Genomic DNA, 15,737 nt, shown 5'->3' on the forward strand with positions numbered 1-15,737 from the left:
GACACCGATGCGCGCGCTGCTCAGGCGCCTTGCACGACGATCACATGCACCCGGTAAGGCCCATGCGCGCCGAGCACGATGGTCTGTTCGATATCGCCGGTGCGCGATGGCCCGGAGACGAAATTGACCGCGCGCGGCAATTCGCCGCGCTCGCTGCGAATCAGGCCGAAAGCCTCTTCATGACCTGCGACGATGCGCGAAGCCGGCACGATCGCGATGTGCGTTTCCGGCAGCAGACCGGCCGACGCATACGTCTGCGGACCGGACAGCAAAACCAGCGTGCCGGTTTCGGCCGTTGCGCAGAAGCAGCCGGTGAGACCCACCACGTCGCCGTCTCGCGGCTTGCGGAATTCGACGCTGAGGCCGGCTTCGGCCCACTGCAGGTTCTGCAGCGTTTGCCAGGCAATGGCCTGCAACGGCAAAGCGTGCTGCGTGAGATAGCGATGCGCGGCGGCCGGCACCTCGCTCATTGCCTGAACCTGCTCCACCGTGGTCGCCATTTTCTGGGCTTCTTCGATGAAGCGCGCGCTCAGATCGGCCGGCATCTCCGGCCGCGGACCCGGCGGATGACGCGCCACGTAATCGGCGGCAGTCTCGCGTTCGGCAGCGGACGGCTCGGACTCACGCCCTTGCGCTGCGCGGATGCGCGCCAGGATGTTGCGGCGGGCAATCGATGTGTCCATATGCGAAATCCTCGTGTCGACAGCCGTGCAATGTGACGAGGATTATACCGGCCACCCTGCGCGCGAACACCCTGGCCGAACGGCCTATTGCGGGCCGCCGGACGCACGGGCAAAGTAACGGCAACGCAAGACCGGCAGCGGACAGCCGCAGACGAAGCGGCTTACTTCGACACCTCTTCCTCAGGCTGCGCGATGCCGAACACCTGGCGCAGATACGCCAGATAGGCCTTGTCTTCGCACATGTTCTTGCCCGGCGAATCCGACAGCTTGGCCACGGGCTGACCATTGCAGCGAACCATCTTGATGACGATCTGCAGCGGGTTGTAGCCGAGGTCGTTGGTCAGGTTGGTGCCCACGCCGAAGGCCAGTTTGCAGCGGCCGCGGAATCGTTCGTACAACTGCAGCACCTTGGGAATATCAAGAGCGTCGGAGAACACGAGAATCTTGGTGCGCGGGTCGCAGCGATTCTCTTCGTAATGCTTGAGCAGGCGCTCGCCCCAGTCGAACGGATCGCCGGAATCGTGGCGCGCGCCGTCGAACAGCTTGCAGAAGTACATGTCGAAGTCGCGCAGGAAAGCCTGCATGCCGTACACGTCGGAGAGCGCAATCCCCAGGTCGCCGCGATATTCCTTGGCCCACATTTCGAAGCCGAAGATCTGCGAGTCACGCAACCGTGGACCGAGCGCCTGGCAAGCCTGCAGGTATTCGTGCGCCATCGTGCCGAGCGGCGTGAGGCTGTGCTTCATCGCGTAGAAGACGTTGCTGGTGCCGGCGAACTGCTCGCCCAGCCCGTCTTTGAGCGTGAGGATCACTTCCTCGTGCCATTGTTTCGAGAAGCGGCGGCGGGTGCCGTAGTCGGCGATCTTGCAGTCGGCGAATTCCGGGCGGGCGCCCAGCAACTGGATCTTCTCGACGAGACGGCCGCGCCCTTCGCTGTAGTCGGGCTTCTGCTGCGTGTTGCGGAAATAGACTTCGTTGACGATCGCGAGCATCGGGATCTCGAACAGGATCGTATGCAGCCACGGTCCTTTGATCTCGATGTCGATTTCGCCGTTGCCCTTCGGCGATGGCTCAATCGAAATGTATTTCTCGTTCAGATGGAACAGCGCGAGAAACTCGATGAAGTCGCCCTTGATGAAGCGCATGCGCCGCAGGTAGTCGAGCTCGTCGTCGGTAAAGCGCAGATCGCACAGCTTGCGCACTTCGTCGCGAATCTCGGCGATATACGGCACGAGATCGACATTCGGCGTACGGCAGCGGAAGCGATATTCCACGTTCGCCGCGGGAAAGTGATGCAACACCACTTGCATCATCGTGAACTTGTACAGATCGGTGTCGAGCAGCGAAGTAATAATCATGATGGTGCGAACTGGACCGCAGGAAGAACGGAAGGCCTGACTCAACCTATGCGCATGCGGCGTGCCCCATGGCCGCCGACCTGACGCATGTTACCCGAATGCACGCGAATTCCGCGTGCCGAAGGACGGCTGTTCAGCCCACCATAAACTAATCACGAAAACGTATAAAAGCCGTAGCCCGATGCTGCAACCGCCTCTTGACGTTACGTTACAATAGCGCTTTTGGCGTATTCGCCTTCCCTGATTCTGCATGCAGGAGCTGCCTGAATGACTCACGTTGTGACCGAAAGCTGCATTAAGTGCCGCTATACCGACTGCGTCGATGTGTGTCCCGTGGACTGCTTTCGCGAAGGTCCCAACTTCCTCGCGATCGACCCCGACGAATGCATCGACTGCGCCGTGTGCGTGGCCGAGTGCCCGGTGAATGCCATTTATGCCGAAGAAGACGTGCCGGGCGACCAGCAGAACTTCATCGAGCTGAACGCCGACCTGGCGAAAAACTGGCCGAGCATCACCAAGACCAAGGCTCCGCTGCCGGAAGCCGACGAGTTCAAGGACATTAAGGAAAAGCTCGAGCTGCTCGCTCGCTGAGCGTGACCGCCTGTCCCCTCGGTTCGGATCTCATGGGTCGATTCAAGTGAAAACGAGCCGCGTAGGGTATTGACAGGCGCTTAAGCTGCTTCTACAATTTCGCTTCTCTGCTGTTTGTTGTTCTGTTCCTCGATAGCTCAGTTGGTAGAGCGCCGGACTGTTAATCCGTAGGTCCCTGGTTCGAGCCCAGGTCGAGGAGCCAAGAATTTCAAAAGCCCGTTAACCAATACGGGCTTTTTTATGTAGATCAAGTTGCACTGCTGTTCCTCGATAGCTCAGTTGGTAGAGCGCCGGACTGTTAATCCGTAGGTCCCTGGTTCGAGCCCAGGTCGAGGAGCCAAAAAATTTGAAAGGCCCGCATTCGTGCGGGCCTTTTTGTTTTTCGACGTGCATTTTGCGAGCCACGCTTCGCTCATCGATCTCAAGATCGCCAACCGCCGCAACCTCCAGCGCTCCAGCACGCCAGCCCATTTGCACCAGCCCTTTCACGGGCGCGCCGTTATACGATGGCGACTTCTGCGCGCGCACTTCGCATCCAACTCGCACGCCTTGTCGCGCTCAACTCACGTGCTCACTTCCGGCAACCCATGAAACCCACCTCGTTGAGCTTCGCCCTTGCAACCGCTGCCGCCCTGCTACTGCCCTCCGCGCACGGCGAAGAAGTCGGCAGCGTCAATACCAACTTCCGCATCACCGGTTCCGATCGCGTCGTGGTCGAAGCGTACGACGATCCGATCGTCCAGGGCGTGACCTGCTATGTGTCGCGAGCGCGAACCGGTGGCGTCAAGGGCACGCTCGGTATCGCCGAAGATCCGACCGAGGCGTCCATCGCCTGCCGTCAGGTCGGCGCGATCCATTTCACCGGACCGCTCAAGCAACAGGCCGATGTGTTCTCGGTGAGCATGTCGCTGATCTTCAAATCGCTGCACGTGGTGCGGGTGGTCGACGCGAAGCGCAATACGCTGGTGTATCTCACGTACAGCGACCGGGTGGTCAGCGGCAGCGCGAAAAACAGCGTGAGCGCCGTGCCGATGCCGGCCGGCACCACGATCCCGCTCAAGTAGCCCGCCGTCCTACGGCAAAACGCGATCGACCGACGCGCTGTCAGATTGGGCGGCCGCGCTTACGTCGCGCTACACTGAACGGCCCCGCCGAAGATTCATCATGACCGCCGCCCATCGCTTCCAGAATTCCGCACGCTACTGGCGCACGCCGCTTTTGCCCGGCGCGGATCTGGTCACCGCCGAATATCACGACCACGAGTTCGCGCCGCATTGGCACGACGCGTACACGATCCCGGTGATCGTCGCGGGCGCCGAGGGCTATCGGTATCGCGGCGCCTACCATGTGGCCGAGGCCGGCACCGTGCCGATCATCAATCCCGGTGAACTGCATACCGGTTCGAAAGCGATCGAGGCCGGCTGGCGCTATCGCGTGATCTATGCACCGGTGGATTTCATTCACGACCTCGCGAACGAAGTCACCGGCAAGCCGCAGGCGTTGCCATGGTTCGAGCCGGGCGTGATCCGCGATCCCGATCTGGCGAAACGGCTCGCGCAAGCGCATCGTTTGCTCGAAGCGGGCAGCGACCCACTCGCCGCCGAAGCCGCCATGCTCGACGCCGTGTCCATGCTGCTGGTTCGCTACTCGCAAACGCAAGCGGGGCCCGCACGCCTCGCTACCGACGACACTCGCGTCGCGCTCATGAAAGAGCGTCTGACAGGAGACCTCGTCGAGGCCGTCGCGCTCGCCGACCTGGCGCGCGCGGCGGGGCTTTCGCCGTTTCACGCGGCGCGCCTGTTCACGCAGACCACTGGCCTGCCGCCCCATGCATGGCGCAATCAGGTGCGCTTGCAGCGCGCGCTGGCACCGTTGCGCGCGGGCGTGTCGGTCACGGATGTCGCCGCGGCCAGCGGCTTTACCGATCAGAGCCATTTCACGCGGCACTTCCGGCGCATGTTCGGCGTGCCGCCCGGACGCTGGCAAGGCGTTTGAGCGTAACGGCAGCGACAGCGGCTCACCGGCCGGGCTAACCGTCTCACCGCTTCAGCCTCCGTCACGCCGTTCCACCTTTTGCATAAGGCGCCCCCGCCGCAAGAACGTACAAGCCCCACCCACCCGCCCCCCGCTATGCTTCCCGCACCAAGGAGGCAAGATTGACCCATTCCACCCCGGCCCAGCCCACCCGCACAGGCCACCTCAAAGCATTCACCGCCGGCGCGCGCGACATCATTCCGATGATGGTCGGCGCCGCGCCCTTCGGCGTCATTTTCGGCACGCTCGTCGCCTCCGGACCACTGCATCTATGGCACGGCCAGTTGATGTCGCTAGTCGTGTTCGCCGGCTCCGCGCAGTTCATCGCGCTCGGCCTGATCGCCGGTCATGCGAGTTTCGCGGTGATCTGGGCGACCACCCTGGTCGTCAATCTGCGTCACGTGCTGTATAGCGCGACGCTCGCGCCGCACGTCGCGCATCTGTCGACACGCTGGCGCTGGGCGCTCGGTGCGCTGCTCACGGACGAAGTCTTCGCGGTCGCGTGGGAGCACTACCGCCATAAGGAACCCGGCACCGTCGGTCCGCACTACTTCTTCGGCGCGGGTCTCGCGATGTACCTGAACTGGCAGCTCTGGACCGCCGCCGGCCTGCTGTTCGGCGCGGCATTCCCCGGCCTGCAATCGCTCGGGCTCGATTTCGCGATGGTCGCCACCTTCATCGCGATCGTCGTGCCACAGCTCGTCGCACTGCGCTACATCGCCGCCGCCGTCACGGCGGGCACGCTGGCCTTCTTCTGGCAGGCATGGCCGTACAAGCTCGGCCTGCTCGGCGCCGTATTCGCGGGCGTCGCGGTCGGCGTGCTGCTGTCGACGGCGCGTCCCAACCCGCGCGGCACACGCGGCAACGCGGAGGCGTCGCGATGAACTACGTCGCCCTGATCCTCGGCATGGCGCTCATCACGTGGGTGATCCGCGCCGCCGTCTTCGTGCTCGGCGACCGGCTGGTGTTTCCGCCGCTCGTGCGCACCGCCCTCGGCTTCGTACCGGTGACGGTGCTGACCGCGATCATCGTGCCGATGGCGGTTTCGCCGCACGGCACCCAGGCCGAACTGAGCTGGCGCAATCCGCAACTGGTCGGCGCACTCGCCGCCGTCCTGGTGAGCGCGCTGACACGGCGCCCGCTCCTGACCATCGCGGTCGGGCTGGCGGTCTTTTTTGTCTGGCAATTGGTCGTGCTTAAATAGCCGGGCGCCGCCGTCGAGCCCGCATTGACGACGGTGGCTTGCCTGTCGAACGATCGAGTGCCCAGCGCCATGACGCCTTTGCCGCGAACGGCGCCGGCAGGGAAGTACGGCAATCCGACACGGCAACCCAGGCGCAGCAAAGCACGCACGGCAAACGTCAGGCATGAACGGGTTGGGCGATGCTTCCTTCTAATGCCGGCTCCCATCGGCTGTATACCCTTAAGTTTCCCCTGAATCCGCCGATATGAAGTCGAGGTCCGCACATCGGGATATGACGTCCCGCTGGTGACGCGGCAACAGGCAGGAAGCAATCGCGCCGGCATCACGGGTCGCGTCTCACCCGGTCCATGGGCGGCCGGATGACACGACGAAGCCGCGCGGCAGGACCAAACGGGATAACACATGGGTCAAATCACCCTCACGCTCAAAGACGAGACCATTGCGACGCTGCGCAAGGATTTCGACGCTTTTCTGCGGGTTTCGCTGAAGCTCGATCCGCAGTTCGCGACGCCGTCTTTCGAGGATTTCTTACGCGCCAAGTTGCTCGACAACATGGTGCCGCTGACCGAACACGCCGTGCAGCGGATGCTGCAAGGCGGCCAGTACGCATGGGCCAAACGCACGCTGGACAAGGAATTCCCGGATGTCGTCGCGATTCTGATGCGGCAGGCGGGCGAATTCGGCTTCGGCTTCGCGGCGCGTTCGGAATGGACGCCGGAAGAGCTCGCCAAGCAGTGCCGCGACTGGGCGGCGGCGATCGTCAAGGAAGCCGAAGGCGATGCCGCGCTGATCGATCCGCTCGCGGCGCAGATCAAGAGCGCCGCGCAGGACATTCAGGCGCTGGAAGAAGTGATGCAAACGCCGGCCTGGCGGTTGGTGGAATCGCTGCGTCAGCGCGTGTACGAAGCGAAGGTGGCGTGCGAAACCGGCGTGGGCAGCACGGCACGCGAGAAGCTCGGCGAACTGCGTGGGCTGCTGCGACTGGGCATTTCGCACGGCTCGTTCCAGAAGCAGGAAGCGCAGCAGATCATGGAATATTTGCGCCTGCTCAAGCCGGAGATTTTCGTCGAAGAGCCGTATGACGTGTTTTCGCGGCTGGCGGCCTGGCTGCGCAATTTCTTCGTGCCGCCGCGTCCGGCGCCGCAACAGCAGCAACGGCAGTCGCGCTAAGGGTTGGTGGCGGTTTGGGGCCGATGGGCTAACGGCTCAAACCGCCAAATACAGGAGGCCGGCCGTTAGCGGCCTGCGCCGGCCGCCCGAGGTATCAAGCCTCGGGCCACGGCCTAAGGCATCAGGCCTCACCAGATGGCAGCGGACAAAATAGGCCGTCGTCACGAGGCCCACCAGTCAGCGACGCCAAAGAGCGCACCTCAGCGCCCTCAATCCCACATCTTCCTCAGCTTCGCCCCAATCTCGATCTTCGCCAGCGCTGCGGCGGCGAGCCCCGCCGCCGTGGGCGCGCTCGGGATCGCCACACGCGGCCACGCATAGGCGTCGAACAGCGGCATCAGATGCGCGGGAATGAAGCGCGTGCGCGACGCCCACACGTGACGGTCGCCCATATGCGTCTGGTTGTGCACGTAGAAACGCTGCGGCACGACGATATGCAGATCCTCTTTAGCCCGCGTCATCGCCACGTAAAGCAGGCGCCGCTCTTCGTCGATTTCCTCTTCGCTGCCAGTGCCGAGATCGGACGGAATGCAACCGTCGACGCCGTTCAGCACGAACACATTGCGCCATTCCTGCCCCTTCGCCGAATGAATCGTGGATAGGATCAGATAGTCTTCGTCGAGCAGCGGGACGCCGGATTCACCGCTGGTGGCGTCGGGCGGGTCGAGCGTCAACTCGGTCAGAAAGCGTTCGCGCGACGGATACGTGCCCGCGATGCTCTCCATCTGCAACACATCCGCGTGACGGATCGCTGCGTCCTCGTGATTGCGCTCCAGATGCGGCTCGTACCAGCGCCGCACCATTTCGAATTCGGACGGCCACGGCGTCTGGCGACCGTACACGCTCGACATCAGTTTCACGAACGGATGCCAGTCTTCCTGCGCGCGAGCCGGCGCGGTGAACGCGGCCAGCGCGCCGCCGGCGGTGTCGGCGGGATTGCCGGCGCCCGCGCGCGCGGCGATCTCGTCGAGCACTTTCGCGGCGGTGGCCGGCCCGACGCCGGGCAGCAACTGCACGACGCGGAACCCGGCGACGCGGTCGCGCGGATTCTCCGCCCAGCGCAGCACCGCGAGCACGTCCTTGACGTGGACCGAATCGAGAAACTTCAGTCCGCCGAACTTCACGAACGGAATGTTGCGTCGGGTCAGTTCGATCTCCAGCGCGGCGCTGTGGTGCGCGGCGCGGAACAGCACCGCCTGGGATTTGAGCTTCATGCCCTGCTCGCGCGCGTCGAGCACCTGTTCGACGATGTAGCGCGCCTGATCGGCTTCGTCGGCGACCGTGACGAGGCGCGGGCGTTGCGCCGACGCCTTGTCGGTCCACAGGTTCTTCGTGTAGCGCTCGCTAGCCAGTTCGATCACCGCGTTCGACGCCGCGAGAATCGGCGCGGTCGACCGGTAGTTGCGTTCGAGCGTGACCTGACGCGCCGGTGGATCGAATTGCGCCGGAAAGTCGAGAATATTGCGCACGGTCGCGCCGCGAAACGAATAGATCGACTGGGCGTCGTCACCGACCACGGTCAGGCCGCGGCCGTCAGGCTTCAGGGCGAGCAGGATCGACGCCTGCAGACGGTTGGTGTCCTGATACTCGTCGACCAGCACGTGATCGAAGCGCCCCGACAGATCCGCCGCGATGGCCGGCTCGGCGGCCATATGCGCCCAGTAGAGCAACAGATCGTCGTAATCGAGCACACTCTGCGTCTGTTTCGCGTCGACGTAAGCGGCGAACAGCCGGCGCAGATCGTCCTCCCACTCGCGGCACCAAGGAAACGCGCTATCGAGCACATGCGCCAACGACGCGCCGGTGTTCACCACACGCGAATAAATGGCGAAACAGGTGCCTTTAGCCGGGAAACGCCGCTCTTTCGCGGATAACCCGAGCTCATGGCGCACCAGATTCATCAGGTCGGCGGAATCCTCGCGGTCGTTGATCGTGAAGGCCGGCGCGAGGCCGATCAGATCCGCGTATTCGCGCAGCAGCCGCGCGCCGACGCTATGGAACGTGCCCGACCACGTCAGCCCTTGCGCGAGCGCGGCGCGAGCACCGAGTGCCGCGCCGGCAATGCGTGTGACCCGGCGCGTCATTTCGAGCGCCGCCCGGCGGGAAAAGGTCAGCAGGAGAATGCGGCGCGGATCGGCGCCTTTCACGACGAGGTTGGCAACGCGGTGCGCGAGCGTGTTGGTCTTGCCGGAGCCCGCGCCTGCGATCACCAGTAACGCGCCCGGCGGCGCATCAGGCGTGTCGGCGCCATGTTCGACGGCTTCGCGCTGCGCGTCGTTGAGCTTGGCCAGCCAGGCGGCGGCATCCGCTGCGTCGGATGAACCGGACGCTGCGGATGTATCGGACGGCGGCGGTGAGTCGGCGACGGAGAGCACGTGGATTCGGGCGCTGAAGTGAATGGAGGATGGCGACGCATACTGTATATCCATACAACCGTCACAGACAAGCGACCCTTATTTCGGGTCGCCTCCCTCAACGCCGAAGCGCGCCAGTTACTGCTTCTTCGCGTCCTTCACGTTAGCGTCGGCATTCGCCTTATCGGCGTCGGCCTGCGCGTCGGTTTTCTTCTTGTCGGCCTTGGCTTGCGCGACGGACGCCTTCTTGTCCGCCTTCGATTGTTCTTTCGCAGCCTTCTTGTCGGCATGCGTCACGGGCGCGGCGGCCGGATCGCTCGCCTGCGCGAACGCCATCGACGCCATGGACGACAGGCACCCCGCGATCAGCGCGGCGTAGATCTGTTTTCTGGTGGATTGGGCAATGCTCATTCGATACCTCCGTACAACGGGATTTGAGTCATCGTGGCCATCAATCTGGCCACGATGCCCTGCGGCAGAATCTGCCTGGCCAAAGCCCGGTGATTCAAAATTTAAAAACCGAAGCGGCCGGGCGCGACAGAGGAAAACGCCGTCGCCCGGCCGCTTCTTCACCAAGCCCGACCAACTTGGCGAGTTAGCGACTTAGTGGCGACTTAGTGCTTCACATCGCTGCCATCGGACTGATCGCCCGTCTGGCCTTGCATGTTCATCTTCATTTCGTTGTTGGCGGTTTGCTTATCCGCCTTCTGGTTGATCTTGGCGTCGCGCACCTGATCTTTGTACTGCGCCTTGGCGGCCTTCTGCTGATCCTTCAGCTCCGTCTTGGACGCCTTCTTCGACGCACGGTATTCGGCGTTCGCCTTGGCGTTGGCATCGCGCTTCTGCACCAGCGGATCGGTCGAGCCCGGCGCGGTCAGACGGGTCGGCGCCGGCGTCACCGGCTGCACGCCGGCGGCGGCGGGCGCTGCTTGCATCTGCATCTGAGCCTGGCCGTCCGCACCTGCGGCCGGCTGCGCGGTCTGCGCAACAGCGGCAGTCGCGGCGAAAGCAGTCAGGGCGGTACCGATCAGAAGTGTACGAATCTGGGTCATGGCTAAATCCTCTCTAAAGTTGTTGTGACCGGACGTCTTATCTGGCTTCGCGCCGTGCCGACCCGTCGTGACGGATCTTTCGCGCAAAAACCTATGCTTCGGCCGGCCTTCTCGTTGCAGGACAAATCCAGCAAGCTTCCCTACTGAGATCCACTTTACGAGTGAAATTCGTAATCCGCGAACGCTGTTACGGAACGTTTCACTTTCCGACAATTACATAACATCTGCTTGCAAAACCCTACACAAGGCCCGCGTACAGCGCGGGCTTCATCCAGGGCAAGCTTCTGGCTTATGATGCGAACCCTTTGCCTGAAGGTGCAAACGCCATGCCCAACCTCGATTTCACGCTCACCGGCGACTACGTCGAATTGCACAATCTCCTGAAGATAACGGGCCTCGCGGAGAGCGGCGGGCAAGCCAAAATGATGGTCGGCGACGGCGCGGTCACCGTCGATGGACGGGTCGAGACGCGTAAAACCTGCAAAATCCGCGCGGGCCAGGTGGTGCTGTTCGGCGACACACGCATCGCGGTCCACGAAGCCTGACGACTCCCTCTTCGTTATCCACGGTCCACGGTCCGGAAATTCGGAGGGCCGTACGCACCAAAATTGTGCTTCTTTGATCGACAGCGCCGCGCCTAAGCAATAAGCTGTCAGATTCGACAGACAACAAACGGCTGGCTAGCCGAGCCGCCGCTCCTCGCCGTTTGGTCACCGCCCGCCCCGCTCGCGAACGCTGCAGCGCGCGCCGGCCGTGACCCGGTCGCCACTTTCGCCGCCAGGCGCTTCCATGACTCAGTCCAGCTTCACCCGGGTGGCCTCCCGGCCGCCGACGCTTTCCCGCCATGCCGCCGACACCGCCCGGCTCGCCGCGCCGCTCGCGATCTCCCAGCTCGCGCAAATGGCCATGGCGGTCACCGATACGATCCTGCTCGGCTCGCTCGGCCCCGACGCGCTCGCCGCCGGCGGCCTCGGCGCGAACCTGTTTTTCGTCGTGGTCACGCTGTTGCAAGGCGTGCTGACCTCCGTCAGCGTGAGCGTGTCGCATGCGCGCGGCGCTCAGGACGAAAGCCGCGTGCCGCATATCTACTGGACCGGCCTCGTGCTGTCGGTGCTGCTGTCGGTGCCGGCGTTCTTTCTACTGTCGTTCGCCACGCCGATCCTGCTGGCGTTCGGCGAGCCCACGCTGCTCGCGCACAACGTCGGCGAATATGCGTCCGTATTGCGCTGGGGCTCGCTCGGCAGCCTGATCGGCGTCGGCCTGATGCGCTCGTTCCTGCCGGCGATCGGCGCGGCGAAGCGGCTGCTGTGGGTGTCGCTCGTGAGCGTCGTCGTGAACGGCTTTCTCAACTACGGCTTGATCCACGGCGCCTACGGTTTGCCGCGGCTCGGCTTTCTCGGCTCGGCGGCCGCGACCTCGATCACCGTCTGGCTGAGCGCGCTGGTGCTGATGGCGCTGCTGCATTTGCGGCCGCGCTACCGTCACTTCGTCGTCGCGACACGGCCGAACGTACCGTTGATGGGTGAACTGTTCGGCATCGGCTGGCCGGTGGCGATCACCTACGGCGTCGAGTCGACGCTGTTTCTCGCCACGGGTCTGATGGTCGGCCTGCTGGGCGAATCGCAACTGGCCGCGCATCAGATCGCGCTGAACGTGGCGTCGGTGGCCTTCATGGTGCCGCTCGCGATCGGCCAGGCGGGCAACGTGCGGGTCGGCTTCTGGTCCGGCGCCGGGCAGCCGCTCGCCGCGCGTCACGCCGGGTTCGTCGCGCTGGCGCTCGGCGTGGGCTTCATGACGCTGTCGGGCATCGTGCTGATCGCGGCGCCGCATTGGATCGTCGGTCTGTATCTGCATCTCGACGATCCGGCCAACGCGGCCACGGTCAAACTGGCGAGTTCGCTTCTCGGCGTAGCGGCGATCTTCCAGATCGTCGACGGCATGCAGACGGTCGGCTCCGGCTGTCTGCGCGGTCTGAAGGACACGCGCGTGCCGATGATCGCCGCGGCGTTCGGCTACTGGGTGATCGGTTTTCCGACCGGCTACACGCTGGCGTTTCACTTCGGGCTCGGCGCGCTTGGCCTGTGGTGGGGACTGGCGGCGGGGCTCGCGAGCGTCGCCTTGCTGATGACGCTGCGCTTTCATAAGCTGAGCTTGCGGCAGGTGCCGGTTGAAGCGGGGACGACGGGTCCATCCGCTTAAGTTGATGTCGCGCGGCTGGTTGCACGCGCAACCATCGCCGCGCGAAAACCCCGCGGTAAAAGGTAAAATGCGCGCTCGGCCGCGTCCGCGCACACCCACGCCTACGCGCCGCTAATCTGCCCGCGCGCCTCACGAAGGCCCGCGCCGCCCGCCAGCGCCTCACCCGCTTTCAGCGACTCGCCGTAACACCCGCGGCCGACATCCGCCTGCACGCCGCAGTCACGGCGCGCCGCCCGACCGATCTCGCTGCTCGCCATAAAACACGCCATTACCCGCGCCATAAAACACAATCAAGGACCACCCGTCATGCTCGCCCGCGTCACCCGTCTCTTTCCGCTCTGGGCCGTGTTCGTGTCGATCGCCGCATACAGCTCGCCCGCGTCGTTCGCCGGCATCGCGCCGCACGTCACCACGCTGCTCACCATCATCATGCTGGCCATGGGCGTCACGCTTTCCGTCGCCGATTTCCAGCGCGTTTTCAAGCGGCCTGCGCCGGTGGTGGCCGGTATCGTGCTGCACTATCTCGTGATGCCGCTCGCCGCCTGGGTCATCGCGAAGGCCTTGCGCATGCCGCCCGATCTGACCGCCGGCATGGTGCTGGTCGGTAGCGTGGCGAGCGGCACGGCGTCGAACGTGATGATTTATCTGGCGCGCGGCGACGTCGCGTTGTCGGTGACGATCAGCGCGCTGTCGACCCTCGTCGGCGTGTTCGCGACGCCGCTGCTCACGCGTCTGTATGTGGACGCGTCGATCGTCGTCGATGTGCACGGCATGCTGATGAGCATCCTGCAGATCGTCGCGCTGCCGATCGTGATCGGCCTCGTCGTCAATCATCTGTTCGGCAAGGTCGTGCGCAAGATCGAACCGATCCTGCCGCTGATCTCGATGGTCGCGATCATCCTGATCATCGGCGCGGTGGTGGGCGGCACGCAGAAGAGCATTGCGTCGGTCGGCCTCGTGGTGATGCTGGGCGTGGTGCTGCATAACGGCATCGGCCTGCTCGGCGGCTATTGGGGCGGGCGTCTGCTCGGCTTCGATGAAGCCGTCTGCCGTACGCTCGCAATCGAAGTCGGCATGCAGAATTCCGGCCTCGCGGCCACGCTCGGCAAGCTGTATTTCACGCCGATCGCCGCGCTGCCCGGCGCGCTGTTTTCGGTGTGGCACAACCTCTCCGGCTCACTGCTCGCGGGCTATTGGGCAGGACGTCCGGCGAAGGGTTCGACGCATCCGGATGGCGAACGCGTGCTGAACGCCGAACGCGGCTAATCCCCTCGCCGGCATGCGGGCGAACCAGGCCCAGGCCCGCAATTCCCCTTAGAATGCATTTCTCGACAGCGCAGGCCAACGCCTGCGCTGTCGCCATGAGAAGCCTGCGTTCAAGGGAGAAGCCAGCGTGCCGTGGCATCAAAAACAGAAGCAGAACCAGAACCCAAGCCCGACCGCACCGCAATGCCAGCACGCGTCGAGCACCTCCCACAGAAAATCGGCGTGGGCGGCAAGCGGGCATTTCTTCCTGCTGTGCTTCGCAACGGCATTCCTGACCGCTTGCGCCACCAAGCCTCCCGCCACCGCGTTCGACCGTCAGGTCACTCACGCGCTCCCCGTCACCGAAACCACACCGCTGCATACCGCGCTTGCGCCGCTCGAAGCCGCGCATCCGAACGAGTCCGGTTTTCGCGTGCTGTCGAGCGGCACCGACGCATTGCAGATGCGCATCGCGCTCGCGCGCGCGGCGACGAAAACGCTCGACATGCAGTACTACATCGCCAACGAGGACACCACCGGCAAGCTGTTGCTCGGCGCCGCACTGTACGCGGCGGACCATGGCGTGCGCGTGCGCATGCTGGTCGACGATCTGAACTTCAAGGACATCGATCAGGTCATGGCGGGTTTGAACTCGCACGACAACATCGAGATTCGCGTGTTCAATCCGTTCGGCAGCGCGCAGCAAGGCGTGTTCGAACGCACAACGAACCTGTTCACGCAGATCGGCCACTTCACGCGCCGCATGCATAACAAGGCGATGATCGCGGACAACCAGCTGGCGATCGTCGGCGGCCGCAATCTCGGCGACGAATACTTCAGCGCCAGCGAAACGCTGCAATTCCGCGATCTCGACGTGCTCGCCGCGGGCCCGATCACCGCCGACGTCTCCGCCAGTTTCGACGACTACTGGAACAGCAGCATTGCCTATCCGCTGCGCGCGCTGAACCATCAGAAGTTCGACGCGAAAGAACTCGACGAGACGCGCGACGACTTGCGTCAGCACTGGCGCGAGAACGCCGATCCGTACAACGCGAAGCCGCTGAACGCAACGCCGCTCGCCACGCAAATCGCCAACGACCAGCTCGGTCTGACGTGGGCGCCGGCCGAATTCAAGGCGGATTTGCCGGAGAAAATCGTGCACCCGTCGCCGGACTATGTGAGCCCGCCGATGCAACGCCTCACCGAACTGATGCACGACGCGCAGAAAGATTTTCTGATCATTTCGCCGTACTTCGTGCCGCACGAATCCGGCGTCGAGGCGGCGGGCGTGCTGACGCATCGCGGCGTGCGGATCGCCGTGCTGACGAACTCGCTAGCCGCCACCGACGCGGTCGCCGTGCAAGCCGGCTACAGTCCGTTTCGCGTGCCGCTGCTGCAGCAAGGCGTCGAACTGTACGAATTCAAACCGCAGCAGAAAACGCCGCGCGCGGGGATTGCCGGGTCGCGTTCGCGTGCCAGCCTGCATGCCAAAACCTACGTGATCGATCACAAGATTCTGGTGATCGGCTCGATGAATCTCGACCCGCGGTCGGCCAATCTGAACACCGAACTGGCGCTGGTGATTCATAGCGCGCCGCTCGCCGAACAGGTCGCGCAAATCTTCGAGCGCGCCATCGCGCCCGAGGTCAGTTACCGCGTGACGCTGGCCGATAGCGCGCAGCTCGCGTATCTGCGTTCGATCGGCGCGCCGCTGTCGCCGCTGGTGTGGACCGATGTCGAAAACGGCACACGCCGCACCTACATTTTCGATCCGCAAGCGGGTTTGTACCGGAACGCGCTAACGGGTCTATTCTCCCTATTGCCTGTCAACGCAGAACTTTGAAAAG

Annotated in this window: 15 protein-coding genes and 2 tRNA genes; 12 read left to right on the plus strand and 5 right to left on the minus strand. The window is 64.0% G+C overall.

Annotated elements, in window-relative coordinates:
- Nucleotides 1-20: 20 nt before the first annotated feature.
- On the minus strand, nt 21-683 hold the full coding sequence (locus tag HWY05_RS12450; protein ID WP_176058542.1) for a lactate utilization protein C: 663 nt from the start codon (nt 681-683) through the stop codon (nt 21-23).
- A gap of 161 nt (nt 684-844) precedes the next feature.
- Entirely contained in the window at nt 845-2,041 is a 1,197-nt protein-coding gene (gene pncB / locus HWY05_RS12455) for a nicotinate phosphoribosyltransferase (RefSeq protein WP_035547414.1), read from the minus strand.
- Nucleotides 2,042-2,308: 267 nt separating this feature from the next.
- Here pncB and fdxA point away from each other — a divergent pair, with 267 nt between their 5' ends.
- The 8 genes from fdxA to HWY05_RS12495 all read left to right on the plus strand — a co-directional run bounded on the left by fdxA (nt 2,309) and on the right by HWY05_RS12495 (nt 7,040).
- Nucleotides 2,309-2,632: a ferredoxin FdxA gene (gene fdxA / locus HWY05_RS12460; RefSeq protein WP_035547417.1), complete on the plus strand. Its 324-nt coding sequence runs from the start codon at nt 2,309-2,311 to the stop codon at nt 2,630-2,632.
- A gap of 126 nt (nt 2,633-2,758) precedes the next feature.
- Nucleotides 2,759-2,834 (plus strand) — tRNA-Asn (locus tag HWY05_RS12465).
- 62 nt (nt 2,835-2,896) lie between these two features.
- Nucleotides 2,897-2,972: transfer RNA gene (locus HWY05_RS12470), tRNA-Asn, on the plus strand.
- A gap of 247 nt (nt 2,973-3,219) precedes the next feature.
- Nucleotides 3,220-3,696, plus strand: coding sequence for a CreA family protein (locus tag HWY05_RS12475; RefSeq protein ID WP_035547419.1), 477 nt, complete (start codon nt 3,220-3,222; stop codon nt 3,694-3,696).
- Between the two features lie 100 nt (nt 3,697-3,796).
- Complete coding sequence (locus tag HWY05_RS12480) at nt 3,797-4,627, plus strand: AraC family transcriptional regulator (protein WP_176058543.1); 831 nt, start codon at nt 3,797-3,799, stop codon at nt 4,625-4,627.
- A 161-nt stretch (nt 4,628-4,788) separates the two neighbouring features.
- Nucleotides 4,789-5,550: an AzlC family ABC transporter permease gene (locus HWY05_RS12485; RefSeq protein WP_176058544.1), complete on the plus strand. Its 762-nt coding sequence runs from the start codon at nt 4,789-4,791 to the stop codon at nt 5,548-5,550.
- Nucleotides 5,547-5,870 (plus strand): AzlD domain-containing protein, encoded by a 324-nt coding sequence (locus tag HWY05_RS12490; RefSeq protein ID WP_035547428.1) that lies wholly within the window; start codon nt 5,547-5,549, stop codon nt 5,868-5,870. The genes HWY05_RS12485 and HWY05_RS12490 overlap by 4 nt, the downstream gene beginning before the upstream one ends.
- A 402-nt stretch (nt 5,871-6,272) precedes the next feature.
- Complete coding sequence (locus HWY05_RS12495; protein ID WP_035547431.1) at nt 6,273-7,040, plus strand: DUF4088 family protein; 768 nt, start codon at nt 6,273-6,275, stop codon at nt 7,038-7,040.
- A 209-nt stretch (nt 7,041-7,249) separates the two neighbouring features.
- Here HWY05_RS12495 and HWY05_RS12500 read toward each other — a convergent pair whose 3' ends face one another.
- The 3 genes from HWY05_RS12500 to HWY05_RS12510 form a co-directional block, all read right to left on the minus strand.
- Nucleotides 7,250-9,469, minus strand: coding sequence for an ATP-dependent helicase (locus HWY05_RS12500; protein WP_176058545.1), 2,220 nt, complete (start codon nt 9,467-9,469; stop codon nt 7,250-7,252).
- A gap of 63 nt (nt 9,470-9,532) precedes the next feature.
- The gene (locus HWY05_RS12505) at nt 9,533-9,805 is read right to left on the minus strand and encodes a hypothetical protein (protein ID WP_176058546.1); all 273 of its coding nucleotides are present in this window, start codon (nt 9,803-9,805) and stop codon (nt 9,533-9,535) included.
- Nucleotides 9,806-10,008: 203 nt separating this feature from the next.
- On the minus strand, nt 10,009-10,446 hold the full coding sequence (locus HWY05_RS12510) for a hypothetical protein (protein ID WP_035547438.1): 438 nt from the start codon (nt 10,444-10,446) through the stop codon (nt 10,009-10,011).
- A 326-nt stretch (nt 10,447-10,772) separates the two neighbouring features.
- Here HWY05_RS12510 and HWY05_RS12515 point away from each other — a divergent pair, with 326 nt between their 5' ends.
- The 4 genes from HWY05_RS12515 (at nt 10,773) to HWY05_RS12530 (ending at nt 15,733) form a co-directional block, all read left to right on the plus strand.
- Nucleotides 10,773-10,991 (plus strand): RNA-binding S4 domain-containing protein, encoded by a 219-nt coding sequence (locus tag HWY05_RS12515; RefSeq protein WP_035547440.1) that lies wholly within the window; start codon nt 10,773-10,775, stop codon nt 10,989-10,991.
- Between the two features lie 244 nt (nt 10,992-11,235).
- Nucleotides 11,236-12,645 (plus strand): MATE family efflux transporter, encoded by a 1,410-nt coding sequence (locus tag HWY05_RS12520; RefSeq protein WP_035547443.1) that lies wholly within the window; start codon nt 11,236-11,238, stop codon nt 12,643-12,645.
- 306 nt (nt 12,646-12,951) lie between these two features.
- On the plus strand, nt 12,952-13,911 hold the full coding sequence (locus tag HWY05_RS12525; protein WP_176058547.1) for a bile acid:sodium symporter family protein: 960 nt from the start codon (nt 12,952-12,954) through the stop codon (nt 13,909-13,911).
- Nucleotides 13,912-14,158: 247 nt separating this feature from the next.
- Complete coding sequence (locus tag HWY05_RS12530; protein ID WP_035549338.1) at nt 14,159-15,733, plus strand: phospholipase D family protein; 1,575 nt, start codon at nt 14,159-14,161, stop codon at nt 15,731-15,733.
- Nucleotides 15,734-15,737: the final 4 nt, after the last annotated feature.

Origin of the sequence: Paraburkholderia sp. BCC1876, assembly GCF_902833695.1 — a bacterium.
GTDB lineage: Bacteria > Pseudomonadota > Gammaproteobacteria > Burkholderiales > Burkholderiaceae > Paraburkholderia.